Origin of the sequence: Rhizobium sp. RAF56 (assembly GCF_052113965.1) — a bacterium.
Classification (GTDB): Bacteria; Pseudomonadota; Alphaproteobacteria; order Rhizobiales; family Rhizobiaceae; genus Rhizobium.
Genome location: NZ_JBFRDU010000009.1, coordinates 74,154 through 88,315, shown reverse-complemented (window position 1 = coordinate 88,315; position 14,162 = coordinate 74,154). Strand labels below are relative to the sequence as shown.

Genomic DNA, 14,162 nt, shown 5'->3' with positions numbered 1-14,162 from the left:
GTCCTCAGCTCTGCTTGCCTGTGTCGGCGATCGCCTTTGAGAGCGCGTCGCCGACGAGATCCTCGACACGAATGCGCGCGTCGAGCGACTGTTTGAATGCCGCCGAGGTCGACCTCGCGGCTTCGGGAAGGCTGTTCCATTCCGTCACCGCGCCGGGCAGGTCGCCGTTCTTGACCTTGTCTTCGAAGCGCGCCGCGATCGCCTCGACGCTGGTGCCCTCGACATTGCCGACCGGACGCACCTTGACCAGCGACTTGGCGCCCGACATCAGCCGTTCCGTCCAGCTCTCGTCGGCCTGCGGCGTTGCGGTCGCCTCGACGATGTCGGCCGCGACCTGCGGCACGCGGCGGATGAGATCGGCGCGCGAGGGTATGCCCGTGTCGGCAAAATTCTTGAGATCCCCGACGGCCGGATCGTCCGGCGAGATCTGGGCGAATGTGTCGAGCTCCGGACGGAAAGGCCCGCCGCGATCGATCGCGGCCTTCAGCCCGGCCGCCGCTATCGCGCGTGCCACGGCGGCTTCCTGGCTCGGGGCGCCAAGCCGCTTTTCGGCATCCTCGAGACGCTTGCCGATGTCGGCGCTCGCAACGGTCTGCGATTGCTGTGCCTGGGCGATGGCCGCCTTCAAGGCATCGACCTGACCGCGAAGTTCGATGATCTGCTGATCGGTAGCGGCATCGGATGCGGCGCCGGCCGTTGCCGTGTCGCCTGCGGGAGCCGGAGGGGGAGCGTTCTTGGCCGCCGCCTCGAGCGCTGCGACCCGGCCCTGAAGCGCTTCGTCGCTCTTTGGAGCCACGGCAAGCGACTTCACGCTCTGCTTCAGCCCGTCGATGTCGGCCGCAAAGGCTGCAACATCGGCAGTGTTGTCCTTCTGCGCGGCGCCTCCCGGAAGAAAGCCGGCGTACTGCATCGCGCCGGCGCAGGCGAGCGCCACGAGGCCACCGACGATCCCGGCTGCCACCAGCGCCGAGGTCTGGGCCTGACGCGGCCGGACTTCCTGAGGAATGGGGCGAGGGGCATCGCTTTGAAAGGCATCGGCCTGTTCCGCAGCTTTGGCGGCATCGGTCGCCCTTGCGCTCTCGTCTTCGGTCAGAGGCTCGCTTTCGGGCTCGATCGGTATCTCGGCGTCTGCTTCGGCGGCAAGTGAGGCCTCGGCTGCATCAATGCTTCGTTCCGGCATCGCCTCCGCGTCCGTTTGCCGAATGATTTCCGCCTCTACGGGTTCTCCCGTCAGCGGCGTCTCTGCGGTCTTCGGATGGCGCGGCGGTTTTTCCGATCCCATGGCGTCCTCATCTCATACTCGGCTACGAAGGTAGACAGTGAAGTCGAGGATGGAAAGGGGCTTGATTAAAATTGGAGCGGCGCGCTTTTGCCGATGAGACCGAGAAGGCACTCCTCCGTCGGCTTTGCCGCGACGATGGCCCGTGGCCGCAAAGCGGGCGGTACGGCAGCCGCGATCTGCTCCGACAGGCAGTAAAGGTGCATGGAACGAAGTGACGTTTCGAATTCCGGCAGGGCCAGCAAGCCGAAGAGCCGCGTGGTCGCATAGCTGGAATAGAGGAGGACGGCGTCGGTTTTTTGTTCGATGAAAAGGCGCCGGAGCACTTCCTCGGCGGGGTTCACATCCCGCATGCGGTAGGCTTCGACTGTGGTGACGGCGATCCCATGCTCCTGAAGCCGCGCCTCGAACCCTTCGGCACGAGGCCAGCCGGCAAGATAGGTGAGGGGGAGGCCAGCAAGGAGAGCCCGTTGTCGGTCGATCAGGTCCGCAAGTTCGCTGCCGTCGCCGTCCGAGCGGAAGGCGTTCGCAAAGCCGATCCCCGCCGCATGATCGGCGGTCGACCGGCCCACCGCGAAAAGCGGCCGCTGGAGATGCCGCGTAAGCTCGGAGCCTAGAGCTTCCAGCACGCGGATAGCCTCGGCGCTGGTGACGGCGAGCGCGCCCCTGGATTGGGCGAGCGCCCTCAGGGCCGCATCGAGGTCATGCACCGGCTCGGTCAAAGGCAGCAGAAGAGGTTCGTGTCCGAGGGCTGTGAGCTTACGCGCGGTGCGTTCGTTCGAATGCGCCGGACGGGTAAGGATCACGCGCATCGGCCGCTCAGCCCCAGTCCTCGAAGAAATCCGCGCCGGCCGCCTCGCGGATCGCGCGGCCGGCCTCCCTGCCAAGTGCTGCGCCATCGCGGCGGCTGCCATTGACGGTGATACTATGCTCCTTGCGGCCGTCGGGCGTCAGGATCATGCCGAAAAAGCGAAGCTGGTCGCCATCGCAAACGGCATAGCCGGCAATCGGCGTGCGGCAGGAGCCGTCGAGGGTCGCGAGAAAGCCCCGTTCGCAGGAAACCGCGTCGAAGGTCGGCTGGTCGTTCACCGCCGCGAGCAGCGTGTCTATGCGCTCGTCATCGATGCGGCTTTCGATGCAGATGGCGCCCTGGGCGGGTGCGGGCGGGAAATCCTGGGGATCGAGAATATCGGTCGCGATCTCCCCCCTGTTCAGGCGCTTCAAACCGGCAAGCGCCAGAAGCGTCGCGTCCACCTGGCCTTCCGCGAGTTTGCGCAGCCTCGTGTCCACCTGGCCGCGAAAGGTAACGACGTTGAGATCGGGGCGCAGACGCCGGACGAGGGCTTGCCGGCGCAGGGAGGACGAGCCGACGGTCGCGCCCTGCGGCAGGTCGATCAAGGTCCGCGCACTGTGGCCGACGACAGCGTCGCGAAAATCCTCGCGAGGCAGATAGGTGGAGAGATGAAGCCCATCAGGCAATTTCGTCGGCATGTCCTTGGCCGAATGCACGGCGAAATCCAGTTCGCCGGCGCTGAGCTTCGCTTCCAGTTCCTCGGTAAAAAGGCCCTTGCCGCCGATCTCGGCCAGCGACCGATCGGTGATGCGGTCGCCCTTGGTTGTCAGAGCCACGACCTCGAACATATCTTCCGGCAGGCCATGTGCCGCCATCAGGCGATCGCGGGCTTCGTAAGCCTGGGCGAGCGCCAGCAGGCTGCCGCGCGTGCCGATCCTGAAAGGTTTTGTTTGCATCCGCTTTGATCCGTTGTTACCGACAGTCCTCGTAAACAGGTTTCCACTTCACCGCAATTAGCGAACAGGTTCCATGGCGCCGCGGCTACGCATTCTTGGCATCGAAACGAGCTGCGACGAGACCGCCGCGGCGGTGGTCGAACGTGGCGAGAACGGCGGTTCGACCATACTCTCCGACGTGGTGCTGAGCCAGTTGGACGAGCACAGTGTCTATGGCGGCGTGGTGCCGGAGATTGCCGCGCGCGCCCATGTCGAGGCGCTCGACACGCTGATCGAAGAGGCGTTGACGCGCGCCAATGTCAGCCTCGCCGACATCGACGCGATTGCCGCGACCTCGGGGCCGGGCCTGATCGGCGGTCTGCTTGTCGGGCTGATGACGGGCAAGGCGATCGCGCGGGCGGTGAACAAGCCGCTCTATGCCATCAACCATCTCGAAGGCCATGCCCTGACGGCACGGCTGACGGACGGGCTTTCTTTCCCCTATCTCATGCTGCTGGTTTCCGGCGGTCACACGCAGTTGATCTTGGTGCGCGGCGTCGGGGTGTACGAGCGCTGGGGCACGACGATCGACGATGCGCTGGGCGAGGCCTTCGACAAGACGGCGAAGCTTCTCGGCCTACCCTATCCGGGCGGCCCCGCCGTCGAGCGCGCGGCGCGGAGCGGCAACCCCGATCGCTTTGACTTCCCCCGGCCGCTGGTTGGCGAAGCACGGCTTGATTTTTCGTTTTCGGGGCTGAAGACGGCCGTTCGCCAGGCGGCAAACTCCATTGCGCCCGTCACCGAGACCGACATCGCCGATATCTGCGCATCATTCCAAAGAGCGATCTCGCGCACGCTGAAGGACCGCATCGGACGCGGGCTGCAGCGCTTCAAACAGGAATTTCCGCCGCTTGCCGAAAAGCCGGCGCTTGTCGTTGCCGGCGGCGTTGCCGCCAACCTGGAGGTGCGCGGGACATTGCAGGCGCTCTGCGACGGCCAAGGGTTTCGCTTCATCGCGCCGCCGCTCAATCTTTGCACCGACAATGCGGTGATGATCGCCTGGGCGGGGCTGGAGCGCATGGCGACCGGCGCGCCGCCTGACGATCTCGACGTGCAGCCGCGTTCGCGCTGGCCGCTGGATGCCGCTGCTGCGGCTCTTATCGGTTCTGGAAAACGGGGAGCAAAGGCATGAGCGCCGCAGACCTTGACGCCAGCGAACGCATTGCCGTCATCGGCGCCGGCGCTTTCGGCACGGCCCTTGCAACGGTCATCGCCCTCAACGGCCGGGGTCAGGTAACGCTCGTCGGCCGCGATCCGGCGTTGATGGCGGACCTCATCTCCGAGGGAGTGCACGAAGCGGCGCTGCCGGGTATCCAACTGCCCGATTCGCTCCGCTATTCGGCTGAGCCGGAGGCGGTCGGCGATGCCACGATCGTGCTCTTCGCCATGCCGTCGCAGGCGCAGGCCGATGCCGCTCGCCAATACGGCGCCTATCTGTCGAAGGGTGCCGTCGTCGTCACCTGTGCCAAGGGTATCGACCGGGGAACCGGCAACCTCTTGAGCGAGATGTTGGAGCGGGAGCTTCCGGACCATCCGATCGCCGTCCTTTCAGGGCCAGGTTTTGCCGCGGACATCGCCAAGGGGCTGCCGACGGCGATGGTGATCGCGGCCGCCGACATTGCCATCGCTGAACGCCTGGCGCAGACGATTTCTAGCCGAACGTTCCGCCTCTACCCCTCCTCCGACCGCATCGGCGTCCAGCTCGGCGGGGCGTTGAAGAATGTGCTGGCAATCGCCTGCGGCATCGTCGAGGGCGCCGGCATCGGCGATTCGGCGCGAGCCGCGCTCATCAGCCGCGGCCTTGCCGAGATGTCGCGCCTGGTGGCGGCCAAGGGTGGCAAGGCGGAGACCGTGCGCGGTCTTTCCGGTCTTGGCGATCTCGTTCTGACCGCGACCAGCCATCAGTCACGCAACCTGCGCTTCGGCATCGCGCTCGGGCAAGGCGAGACGGCCGACCCCGCGCGCGGCGATCTCGTCGAAGGAGCCTTTGCCGCCTCGGTCGCGGCCACGCTTGCGGCAGCGCTCAACATCGAGATGCCGATAACCGATGCGGTATCGGCGATCGTCGACGGCAAGCTCGAGGTGGCGGCCGCCATAGACCAATTGATGAGCCGGCCGATCACCACGGAATAGCCGGTCGAACCATGAGGAGAGATTGAACAATGTTGTTTGCACTGCTCTGCAAAGACAAGCCCGGCCAGCTGGCCCTGAGGCTTGAGACCCGTCCCGCCCATGTCGAGCATCTGAACAGGCTCGATGCTGAGGGCACGCTGAAGATGGCCGGACCCTTCCTCGACGCCGACGGCAAGGCCTGCGGCAGCCTTGTCATCGTCAGCGCCGAAACGCTCGATGCGGCAAAGGCGCTTGCCGACGCCGATCCCTTCGCCAAGGTTGGCCTGTTCGAGAGCGTCGACATCAAGCCGTTCAACTGGGTCTTCAAGAATCCGGAGGCATGAGCATGGCCCATTGGCTCTACAAGTCCGAACCCCATGCCTGGTCCTGGGAAGCCCAGAAGCAAGCGGGAGAAAAGGGCACGGAGTGGACCGGCGTGCGCAACTATCAGGCCCGCAACAACATGCGTGCCATGAAGATCGGCGACAAGGGCTTCTTCTATCACTCCAACGACGGGCTGGAGATCGTCGGTATCGTCGAGGTGGCGGCTCTGTCCCATCCTGATTCGACCGCTGCCGGCGATGCACGTTGGGACTGCGTCGACATTCGCGCGGTCCGCGATGTGCCAAGGCCGGTGTCGCTGAAGGAAATCAAGGCCAGTCCGAAGCTGGCCAAGATGGCTTTGGTCACGTCAATGCGTCTTTCGGTGCAGCCCGTGACCGACGAGGAATATCTCGAAGTCTGCCGCATGGGCGGCCTCGACAATCCGCCACGCTGAGGCGACCGGCGTGAAGACCGATCCGGCGACCTTCATTCGCGCCAACACCTCTCTCATGGCGCCGCCGCATGTGCCCGAAATCCGTCTGCACCTGGCAAGCGAAGCCCACGATCTTTGGCTGAAGACGGAAGAAGAGATCGAGGAGATCGGTTTGCCTCCGCCGTTCTGGGCGTTTGCCTGGGCGGGCGGGCAGGGGCTTGCGCGCTACGTGCTCGACAATCCCGACCTTGTCGCCGGCAAGACCGTACTGGATTTTGCAAGCGGCTCCGGGCTGGTGGCGATCGCCGCGGTGCGCGCCGGGGCGAAAGAGGTCGTCTCCTGCGACGTCGACCCCTGGGCCGGAACGGCCATTTCCCTCAACGCCGCTGAAAATGACGTGCTGATCCGTTTCGTCGGAGAGGATCTCGTCGGCGGGCCGGTGGAGGCGGATGTCGTGCTTGCCGGCGACGTCTTTTACGATCGCGAATTTGCCGACAGGCTAAATCCCTGGTTCAGGGATCTGGCGCGTGCCGGCCTAACCGTCCTCGTCGGCGATCCCGGCCGGGCCTATCTGCCTAGGGAGCATCTGGCGTTTCGTGCGAGCTACGAAGTGCCCGTCACGCGCGCCCTGGAAGACAGCGAAGTGAAGAAGACGACGGTCTGGCAGTTTTCCGCCGGCTGACGGCTCTATCTTTTTGTTTTCACGCAATTCCGGACGGAAAGCCGTTTCACACTTTTCCTGGAACTACTCAGGGCCGAATGACGCAGACGCCCTGCTCGTGCGAACAAGGGTCGGCCATCGTCGCGACATGCACGACCTTGGCGTTCGGACGTGGTTGCTCGGCGAAGAGGGCCGGATTGGTGCCGTAGCCGCTCGAAGTCACGTAGGTGCCGCCGCCGGTGCGCAGCACCGAGTTGGCGCCGGCATAGTTGCCGACCTGATCATAGTCCGACTGATTGGTCGAAATGATCGTGACCGTGCTGCCCGCGTTTGCCACGGAGGATAGCTGCGGCCGCCAGCGCGGGCCGTAGACGTCGAAATTCACGCTGACATCGCCGCGATTGAAGAAGTCATTGCGGTTGCGATCGCGGTTGGCGAAGGATTTGCGACCGAAATTGTGGCGGTCGAAGGGAAGGCGATTGTCGGTGACGCCAAGCCCCCGTCGAAAATCGAACCGATGACGGTCGTTGAAACGCCCGAAGCCGCCGGACGCGAAATGCTGCTGCCGCATGAAGCTGCGTCCACCGTGGAAATCACCGGCGGCGGATGGAAGCGCGATCGCGACGGTGGCGGCCGCGAGGAGCATGGCCCCAGCTTTGACAAGGTGCGCAATCATCGCTTCACACTCCCTCAGGTTAACAAAATGTTAACGCCAGATTGCAGGAAAACGCGACGCAAGTCCACGCGAGACATGGGGAAAGCGACCAAATAGTTAATAGTGGCAACGAAGTAGTTATAATACACTCGGCTCGTAGATGTATCGCAGCACCACTTTGGCAACCCGAATCGATTAAATTCGGCACTCTTATCAATAGTTCTTGTCGTAAGGCATTTCCGTCATTAAACGTCGCCCATGATGCAGCGCACGCAAAGAATTTTGTCATTCGTGTGTTGCCCCGGGCCCCGCCCGAGATAAAGCGCATCGTAACGCCGCGAGGTTCTGATGGCGAACGTCACACAAAACCGGCCCTTGTCGCCGCACCTTCAAATCTACAAGCCTATTCCGACGATGGTCATGTCGATCCTGCACCGCATCACCGGCGGCGCGCTCTATTTCGGCACGCTCTTGGTTGCATGGTGGCTGATCGCCGCCGCGACCGGTCAGGCCTATTTCGAATGGGTCAACTGGATCCTCGGTACGATCCTCGGGCGGCTCGTGCTGTTCGGCTATACCTGGGCGCTCCTGCACCACATGCTTGGCGGTTTCCGCCATTTCATGTGGGACCTCGGTCATGGTTTCGGGAAGGAGTTCTCCACCAAGCTCGCCAAGGCCAATCTCGTCGGTTCGCTCTGTCTGACGGTTATCGTCTGGGCGATCGGCCTCGCCATCCGTTTCTGAAGGTATTCTTTCATGGATATGCGCACTCCCTTGGGCAAAGTCCGTGGCCTTGGCTCAGCCAAGTCCGGAACGGAGCACTTCTGGCGCCAGCGGCTGACCGCCGTCGCCAATGTGCCGCTCATCATTTTCTTCGTCATTTTTCTCATGATCTACGCCGGCGCGCCCTATGCCGACGTGGTTCACGCCCTGTCCAACCCCTTCGTGGCTGTGATCATGGGGCTAATGGTCATTTCCGGCGTCATTCACATGAAGCTCGGCATGCAGGTGATCATCGAGGACTATGTCCACGGCGAGTTCTTCAAGCTCGCCCTTCTCATGCTCAACACCTTCTTTGCGATCCTCGTGGCGGGGCTCTGTCTTTTCGCCATTCTGAAGATCGCGTTCGTAGGATAATTGCATCATGGCACCGAATTCACCCGCTCAGAACGGCAAGGCCTACAAATACGTCGACCACTCCTATGACGTGATCGTCGTCGGCGCCGGCGGCGCCGGCCTGCGCGCCACGCTCGGCATGGCCGAGCAGGGCTTCCGCACCGCCTGCATCACCAAGGTCTTCCCGACCCGCTCGCACACCGTTGCCGCCCAGGGCGGGATCGCCGCGTCGCTGCGCAACATGACGCCCGACAGCTGGCAGTGGCACCTCTACGACACCGTCAAGGGCTCCGACTGGCTCGGCGACGTCGATGCCATGCAGTATCTGACCATGGAAGCGCCGAAGGCGGTCTATGAGCTTGAGCACTACGGCGTTCCGTTCTCGCGCAACGAGGAAGGCAAGATCTACCAGCGTCCGTTCGGCGGTCACATGCAGAACTATGGAGAAGGCCCGCCGGTGCAGCGCACCTGCGCCGTCGCCGACCGCACCGGCCACGCCATCCTGCATACGCTCTACGGCCAGTCGCTGCGCAACAACGCCGAATTCTTCATCGAATATTTCGCGCTCGACCTGATCATGTCGGAAGACGGCAGCCGTTGCACCGGTGTCGTCGCCTGGTGTCTCGATGACGGCACGATCCATCGCTTCTCCGCCAAGATGGTGGTGCTGGCGACCGGCGGCTACGGCCGCGCCTATTTCTCGGCGACCTCCGCCCATACCTGCACCGGCGACGGCGGCGGTATGGTGGCCCGCGCCGGCCTGCCGTTGCAGGACATGGAGTTCGTTCAGTTCCACCCGACCGGCATCTATGGTTCCGGCTGTCTGATCACGGAAGGCGCGCGCGGCGAAGGCGGCTATCTCGTCAACTCCGAGGGCGAGCGCTTCATGGAGCGCTATGCGCCGTCCGCCAAGGACCTTGCCTCACGCGACGTCGTCTCGCGCTGCATGACGCTGGAAATCCGCGAAGGCCGGGGCGTCGGCAAGAACAAGGACCACATCTTCCTGCATCTCGACCACCTCGATCCGGCGGTCCTGCACGAGCGGCTGCCGGGCATCTCGGAATCGGCGAAGATCTTCGCCGGCGTCGATGTCACGCGCGAGCCGATCCCGGTTCTGCCGACCGTCCATTACAATATGGGTGGCATTCCGACGAACTATTGGGGCGAAGTACTGAACGCCGACAGCAGCAATCCGGAACGCGTCATTCCCGGCCTGATGGCCGTCGGTGAAGCGGGCTGTGCCTCCGTGCACGGTGCAAACCGCCTTGGCTCGAACTCGCTCATCGACCTCGTGGTCTTCGGCCGCGCCGCTGCAATCCGCGCCGGCGAGGTCATCGACCGCGCATCGCCGGTGCCGAACCTCAACGTTGCCGCCTGCGACAGGATCATGGATCGCTTCGATCGCCTGCGCCACGCAAGCGGTGGTACGCCGACGGCAGTGCTGCGCGAAAAGATGCAGCGCGCCATGCAGGAAGATGCCGCCGTGTTCCGTACGCAGGAATCGCTGGAATCCGGCTGCCGGCGCCTTTCGGCGATCTGGAAGGAACTTTCGGACGTCAAGGTCAGCGACCACTCGATGATCTGGAACTCGGATCTGGTCGAGACGCTCGAACTGCACAACCTCATGGCAAACGCGATCACCACGATCTACGGCGCCGAGGCCCGCAAGGAAAGCCGCGGCTCGCATGCCCGCGAAGACTACACGGAAGGCGCATTCGCCGGCCGCGACGACGTCAACTGGCGCAAGCATACGCTCGCCTGGGTCAACGACGCGGGCGACGTCAAGCTCGACTACCGCCCGGTCCACACCGAGCTGATCGCAGAGGGCATCGATCCCAAGAAGATCGCGCCCAAAGCTCGCGTCTATTGATCCCAAGAGGAACCGGACATGGTTGAACTCGCTCTCCCCAAGAACTCACAGATGCGCGAAGGCAAGGTCTGGCCGAAGCCGGCCGGTGCCAAGAACACGCGCGAATTCCGCGTTTATCGTTGGAACCCTGATGACGGTCAGAATCCGTCGATCGACACATTTTATGTCGATGTCGACAATTGCGGTCCGATGGTGCTCGATGCACTGCTCTACATCAAGGACAAGGTGGACCCGACGCTGACGCTGCGGCGTTCCTGTCGCGAGGGCATTTGCGGTTCCTGCGCGATGAACATCGACGGCACCAACACGCTCGCCTGCACCAAGGGCATGGACGAGATCAAGGGCACGGTGAAGATCTATCCGCTGCCGCACCTGCCGGTCGTCAAGGATCTGGTGCCGGACTTGAGCAATTTCTACGCCCAGCACCGCTCCATCGAACCCTGGCTGAAGACGGTCTCGCCGACGCCGGCCAAGGAATGGCAGCAGAGCCACGAGGATCGCCAGAAGCTCGACGGCCTCTACGAATGCATCCTGTGCGCATGCTGCTCGACCTCCTGTCCGAGCTACTGGTGGAATGGCGACCGCTACCTCGGTCCGGCCGTCCTGCTGCAGGCTTACCGCTGGCTGATCGACAGCCGAGACGAGGCAACCGGCGAACGCCTCGACAATCTCGAGGATCCCTTCCGACTCTATCGCTGCCACACGATCATGAACTGCGCGCAGACCTGCCCGAAGGGTCTGAACCCGGCCAAGGCGATCGCCGAAATCAAGAAGATGATGGTCGAGAGGCGCGTCTGACCGCACTCTCTTATATGCGAAGATACGAAGGCGGGCCCGAACGGGCGCGTCTTCGTGTCGCCGGACCGGCAAATGCGCTCAAGAACCTCGTCTACGCTCGTGAATCACTGAGCAGTTGCACAATTCTCATGTGTTACCGGTTGATTAACCATTGTCTTTTACGATAATTCCGCCTTGATTGCGCGCCAACTTCCATAGGCAAAGGCCGGAAATTTCAGGAGTATGAGGATGCGATTCAAATATGCGGCGACCGCAGCCGTCATGGGATTGGCGCTCGCCGGTTGCCAGCGCACTGCATATAACGACTCCAATCTCAGCTATTCGCCTCCTCCTTTGCAGGCGGCGCCGATGGGCTCGGTCCAGGCCGGACAGCTCCCGGATCCGACGGCATCGCAGTTCCCGGCCGCGCCGACAACGACGCCCGGCGCCGGCGCCATGGGGGACAATACCCAGCTCGCCTCCAACGCGATGGACGTCACCAAGGAATCCATGGTCGGCAGCTGGAAGGTCAACAGCAGCGGCAAGAGCTGTGACATGTTCCTGACGCTCACCAATCTCGGCAGCGGCTCGCGCGGCGGTACGCGCGGTTGCGTCGGCGAGCTGACGGCGATGGGTTCCTGGGAAGTTTCCGGCAAGCAGGTGGTGATCAAGGATCGCAACGGCGGCTCCCTCGGCACGCTCTACAAGACGGCCGACTCCCGCTTCGACGGCTCCACGGCCTCCGGCCAGTCGATCAGCCTCAGCCGATAGGGCGGCGGCCAACCGGCCGCGCTGTGCCACACAGGCGGATATCTCCCCATGCAGCCAATGCCGGACTATTCGATCAGCGTCAGCGAGCATCTAAAGACGCTGGCGGCGGCTGGCAAGCTGCAAGTGGATGCGGCGCAGATGGTGGTGGCGAAGAGCCTCGATCACGTTCTTTCTGAAATAAAGGAAAAGCAGCCGGCCGCGAAAGCCAGCGCGCTCGGGTGGCTGTTTGCCGCGCGAAAGAAGCCCGCGCACCGAGTCAAAGGCCTCTATATCCACGGCAGCGTCGGCCGCGGCAAGACCATGCTGATGGACATGTTCTTTGCCATGGCGCCCTCGGCGCGCAAGCGGCGGGCGCATTTTCATGAATTCATGGCCGACGTTCACAATCGCATCGCCGCCCATCGGCTGAAGTTCAAGAACGGCGAGACCAAGCAGGCCGATCCCGTGGCGCCGGTCGCGGCGGATCTTTTCGCCCAAGCTGAGCTGCTCTGCTTCGACGAGTTCACCGTCACTGATATCGCCGACGCCATGATCCTGTCGCGGCTGTTTTCCGAACTCTTCGCCCATGGCTGCGTCCTGATCGCCACTTCGAACGTGGAGCCGGACAATCTCTATCGCGACGGCCTCAACCGCGGCCTCTTCCTGCCCTTCGTCGATCTTCTCAAGAAGCATGTGGACGTCGTCACGCTGGACTCGCCGACCGACTACCGCATGGAAAAGCTGAACAGCCAGCCGGTCTACCTGACGCCGCTCGATCCCCGGACGGACATGGCGATGGACGCCTCCTGGGCGCAGGCGCTGCATGGACGCAAGGCGCAGCCGGCGGAGATTGCGATGAAGGGCCGCAAGATCCGCGTGCCGCTCGCAGCCGACCGGATGGCCCGCTTCAGCTTTGCCGACCTCTGCGACACGCCGCTCGGCGCTGCGGACTTTCTGGCGATCGCCGGGCGCTTCGATACGATTTTCCTCGATCACGTGCCGCAGCTCGGGCCGGAAAAGCGCAATCAGATCAAGCGTTTCATTATTCTGGTCGACGCCTTCTACGATCAAGGCATCCGCCTCTACGTTTCCGCGGCGGCGATGCCGGAGGACCTTCTTGTCGCGAAACGTGGCACGGAAGCCTTCGAATTCGACCGCACGGCCTCGCGTCTTTTTGAAATGCGCAGCGCTGAATATCTCGCCTCCACCCGTTCCAGGCGGGCCGCGGAGTAACGTTTTAGTGACAAGATAACTTACGTTTACGTAAGAAAATTCGCATCTAACCGATTGAAATTCCTCGTCGCAAAATTATTGTTTGCCATTTTTGACCGTTGGGGCTAAGCGATTGCGACGCTGGGCGGATGCTGCAAGGGCATTTGCAACGGATTTTGATCGCAAAGGATATAGCGAAAATGGCGCGCAACAAAATCGCACTTATTGGTTCTGGCATGATCGGCGGTACGCTTGCCCATCTCGCCGGCCTGAAGGAACTCGGCGATATCGTCCTGTTCGACATCGCCGACGGCATTCCCCAGGGCAAGGGCCTCGATATTGCCCAGTCCTCGCCGGTCGAAGGTTTCGACGCCAACCTGACGGGTGCCAGTGATTATTCCGCCATCGAAGGTGCTGATGTCTGCATCGTCACCGCCGGCGTGCCGCGCAAGCCCGGCATGAGCCGCGACGACCTCCTCGGCATCAACCTCAAGGTCATGGAACAGGTCGGCGCCGGCATCAAGAAGTATGCCCCGAATGCTTTCGTGATCTGCATCACCAACCCGCTCGACGCCATGGTCTGGGCTCTGCAGAAGTTCTCGGGCCTCCCGGCCAACAAGGTCGTCGGCATGGCTGGCGTGCTCGACTCGTCGCGCTTCCGCCTGTTCCTCGCCAAGGAATTCAACGTTTCCGTCCAGGACGTTTCCGCCTTCGTGCTCGGCGGCCACGGCGACACCATGGTGCCGCTGCCGCGCTACTCGACCGTCGGCGGCATTCCGCTTACCGACCTCGTCACCATGGGTTGGATCACCAAGGAACGCCTCGAAGAGATCGTCCAGCGCACCCGTGACGGCGGCGCCGAAATCGTTGGCCTCCTGAAGACCGGTTCGGCCTACTATGCCCCGGCCGCTTCCGCCATCGAAATGGCCGAAGCCTACATCAAGGACAAGAAGCGCGTGCTGCCCTGCGCCGCCCACCTCTCCGGCCAATACGGCGTGAAGGACATGTATGTCGGCGTGCCCACGGTCATCGGCGCCGGCGGCGTCGAGCGCATCATCGAGATCGACCTGAACAAGGCCGAGAAGGAAGCCTTCGACAAGTCTGTCGGCGCTGTCGCCGGCCTTTGCGAAGCTTGCGTCAATATCGCTCCTTCCCTGAAGTAATCGTCGCGTTCCAACAGGAATA

At 63.1% G+C, this 14,162-nt stretch carries 16 protein-coding genes; 12 read left to right on the top strand and 4 right to left on the bottom strand.

Translation table 11 applies throughout. The features are described from left to right. Nucleotides 1-4: 4 nt before the first annotated feature. The 3 genes from AB4048_RS09830 to hemC all read right to left on the bottom strand — a co-directional run bounded on the left by AB4048_RS09830 (nucleotide 5) and on the right by hemC (nucleotide 3,028). Complete coding sequence (locus tag AB4048_RS09830; protein ID WP_442201763.1) at nucleotides 5-1,282, bottom strand: COG4223 family protein; 1,278 nt, start codon at nucleotides 1,280-1,282, stop codon at nucleotides 5-7. Nucleotides 1,283-1,347: 65 nt separating this feature from the next. Further along, nucleotides 1,348-2,091, bottom strand: coding sequence for a uroporphyrinogen-III synthase (locus tag AB4048_RS09825; protein WP_442201762.1), 744 nt, complete (start codon nucleotides 2,089-2,091; stop codon nucleotides 1,348-1,350). A gap of 7 nt (nucleotides 2,092-2,098) precedes the next feature. Then, complete coding sequence (gene hemC / locus AB4048_RS09820; protein WP_442201761.1) at nucleotides 2,099-3,028, bottom strand: hydroxymethylbilane synthase; 930 nt, start codon at nucleotides 3,026-3,028, stop codon at nucleotides 2,099-2,101. Between the two features lie 73 nt (nucleotides 3,029-3,101). On the opposite strand from hemC, the gene tsaD reads away from it, so the two are divergent. The 5 genes from tsaD to AB4048_RS09795 are packed head-to-tail and all read left to right on the top strand — an operon-like array spanning nucleotide 3,102 to nucleotide 6,618. After that, the gene (gene tsaD, locus AB4048_RS09815; RefSeq protein WP_442201760.1) at nucleotides 3,102-4,199 is read left to right on the top strand and encodes a tRNA (adenosine(37)-N6)-threonylcarbamoyltransferase complex transferase subunit TsaD; all 1,098 of its coding nucleotides are present in this window, start codon (nucleotides 3,102-3,104) and stop codon (nucleotides 4,197-4,199) included. After that, nucleotides 4,196-5,200: an NAD(P)H-dependent glycerol-3-phosphate dehydrogenase gene (locus tag AB4048_RS09810; protein WP_442201759.1), complete on the top strand. Its 1,005-nt coding sequence runs from the start codon at nucleotides 4,196-4,198 to the stop codon at nucleotides 5,198-5,200. The genes tsaD and AB4048_RS09810 overlap by 4 nt, the downstream gene beginning before the upstream one ends. 29 nt (nucleotides 5,201-5,229) lie before the next feature. Beyond that, complete coding sequence (locus tag AB4048_RS09805) at nucleotides 5,230-5,523, top strand: YciI family protein (RefSeq protein ID WP_442201758.1); 294 nt, start codon at nucleotides 5,230-5,232, stop codon at nucleotides 5,521-5,523. Nucleotides 5,524-5,525: 2 nt separating this feature from the next. Beyond that, entirely contained in the window at nucleotides 5,526-5,957 is a 432-nt protein-coding gene (locus AB4048_RS09800) for an EVE domain-containing protein (protein ID WP_442201757.1), read from the top strand. 10 nt (nucleotides 5,958-5,967) lie between these two features. Then, nucleotides 5,968-6,618, top strand: a complete 651-nt coding sequence (locus tag AB4048_RS09795; protein ID WP_442201756.1) for a class I SAM-dependent methyltransferase — start codon at nucleotides 5,968-5,970, stop codon at nucleotides 6,616-6,618. A gap of 67 nt (nucleotides 6,619-6,685) precedes the next feature. On the opposite strand, the gene AB4048_RS09790 is transcribed toward AB4048_RS09795, so the two are convergent. Beyond that, nucleotides 6,686-7,273 carry a hypothetical protein gene (locus AB4048_RS09790; protein ID WP_442201755.1) on the bottom strand — a complete coding sequence of 196 codons (588 nt, stop codon included), beginning with the start codon at nucleotides 7,271-7,273 and terminating at the stop codon, nucleotides 6,686-6,688. A gap of 327 nt (nucleotides 7,274-7,600) precedes the next feature. Here AB4048_RS09790 and sdhC point away from each other — a divergent pair, with 327 nt between their 5' ends. The 7 genes from sdhC (at nucleotide 7,601) to mdh (ending at nucleotide 14,140) form a co-directional block, all read left to right on the top strand. Further along, nucleotides 7,601-7,996, top strand: a complete 396-nt coding sequence (sdhC, locus tag AB4048_RS09785) for a succinate dehydrogenase, cytochrome b556 subunit (protein WP_442201754.1) — start codon at nucleotides 7,601-7,603, stop codon at nucleotides 7,994-7,996. A 12-nt stretch (nucleotides 7,997-8,008) separates the two neighbouring features. After that, entirely contained in the window at nucleotides 8,009-8,389 is a 381-nt protein-coding gene (gene sdhD, locus AB4048_RS09780) for a succinate dehydrogenase, hydrophobic membrane anchor protein (protein WP_442201753.1), read from the top strand. A gap of 7 nt (nucleotides 8,390-8,396) precedes the next feature. Beyond that, entirely contained in the window at nucleotides 8,397-10,238 is a 1,842-nt protein-coding gene (gene sdhA, locus AB4048_RS09775) for a succinate dehydrogenase flavoprotein subunit (RefSeq protein WP_442201752.1), read from the top strand. Nucleotides 10,239-10,256: 18 nt separating this feature from the next. Beyond that, nucleotides 10,257-11,036, top strand: a complete 780-nt coding sequence (locus AB4048_RS09770) for a succinate dehydrogenase iron-sulfur subunit (protein ID WP_442201751.1) — start codon at nucleotides 10,257-10,259, stop codon at nucleotides 11,034-11,036. A 228-nt stretch (nucleotides 11,037-11,264) separates the two neighbouring features. Next, nucleotides 11,265-11,786 (top strand): protease inhibitor Inh/omp19 family protein, encoded by a 522-nt coding sequence (locus tag AB4048_RS09765; RefSeq protein WP_442201750.1) that lies wholly within the window; start codon nucleotides 11,265-11,267, stop codon nucleotides 11,784-11,786. Nucleotides 11,787-11,834: 48 nt separating this feature from the next. Further along, complete coding sequence (zapE, locus tag AB4048_RS09760) at nucleotides 11,835-12,998, top strand: cell division protein ZapE (protein WP_442201749.1); 1,164 nt, start codon at nucleotides 11,835-11,837, stop codon at nucleotides 12,996-12,998. 179 nt (nucleotides 12,999-13,177) lie between these two features. Further along, nucleotides 13,178-14,140, top strand: a complete 963-nt coding sequence (gene mdh / locus AB4048_RS09755) for a malate dehydrogenase (RefSeq protein ID WP_442201748.1) — start codon at nucleotides 13,178-13,180, stop codon at nucleotides 14,138-14,140. The last annotated feature ends 22 nt before the right edge of the window (nucleotides 14,141-14,162 follow it).

Coding starts and splice junctions, on each gene's coding strand:
- AB4048_RS09800 (WP_442201757.1), top strand. CDS start 5,526: ATGGCCCATTGGCTCTACAAGTCCGAACCCCATGCCTGGTCCTGGGAA.
- tsaD (WP_442201760.1), top strand. CDS start 3,102: ATGGCGCCGCGGCTACGCATTCTTGGCATCGAAACGAGCTGCGACGAG.
- AB4048_RS09830 (WP_442201763.1), bottom strand. CDS start 1,282: ATGGGATCGGAAAAACCGCCGCGCCATCCGAAGACCGCAGAGACGCCG.
- mdh (WP_442201748.1), top strand. CDS start 13,178: ATGGCGCGCAACAAAATCGCACTTATTGGTTCTGGCATGATCGGCGGT.
- sdhD (WP_442201753.1), top strand. CDS start 8,009: ATGGATATGCGCACTCCCTTGGGCAAAGTCCGTGGCCTTGGCTCAGCC.
- hemC (WP_442201761.1), bottom strand. CDS start 3,028: ATGCAAACAAAACCTTTCAGGATCGGCACGCGCGGCAGCCTGCTGGCG.
- AB4048_RS09765 (WP_442201750.1), top strand. CDS start 11,265: ATGCGATTCAAATATGCGGCGACCGCAGCCGTCATGGGATTGGCGCTC.
- AB4048_RS09790 (WP_442201755.1), bottom strand. CDS start 7,273: ATGATTGCGCACCTTGTCAAAGCTGGGGCCATGCTCCTCGCGGCCGCC.
- AB4048_RS09770 (WP_442201751.1), top strand. CDS start 10,257: ATGGTTGAACTCGCTCTCCCCAAGAACTCACAGATGCGCGAAGGCAAG.
- AB4048_RS09810 (WP_442201759.1), top strand. CDS start 4,196: ATGAGCGCCGCAGACCTTGACGCCAGCGAACGCATTGCCGTCATCGGC.
- sdhA (WP_442201752.1), top strand. CDS start 8,397: ATGGCACCGAATTCACCCGCTCAGAACGGCAAGGCCTACAAATACGTC.
- AB4048_RS09825 (WP_442201762.1), bottom strand. CDS start 2,091: ATGCGCGTGATCCTTACCCGTCCGGCGCATTCGAACGAACGCACCGCG.
- zapE (WP_442201749.1), top strand. CDS start 11,835: ATGCAGCCAATGCCGGACTATTCGATCAGCGTCAGCGAGCATCTAAAG.
- AB4048_RS09805 (WP_442201758.1), top strand. CDS start 5,230: ATGTTGTTTGCACTGCTCTGCAAAGACAAGCCCGGCCAGCTGGCCCTG.
- sdhC (WP_442201754.1), top strand. CDS start 7,601: ATGGCGAACGTCACACAAAACCGGCCCTTGTCGCCGCACCTTCAAATC.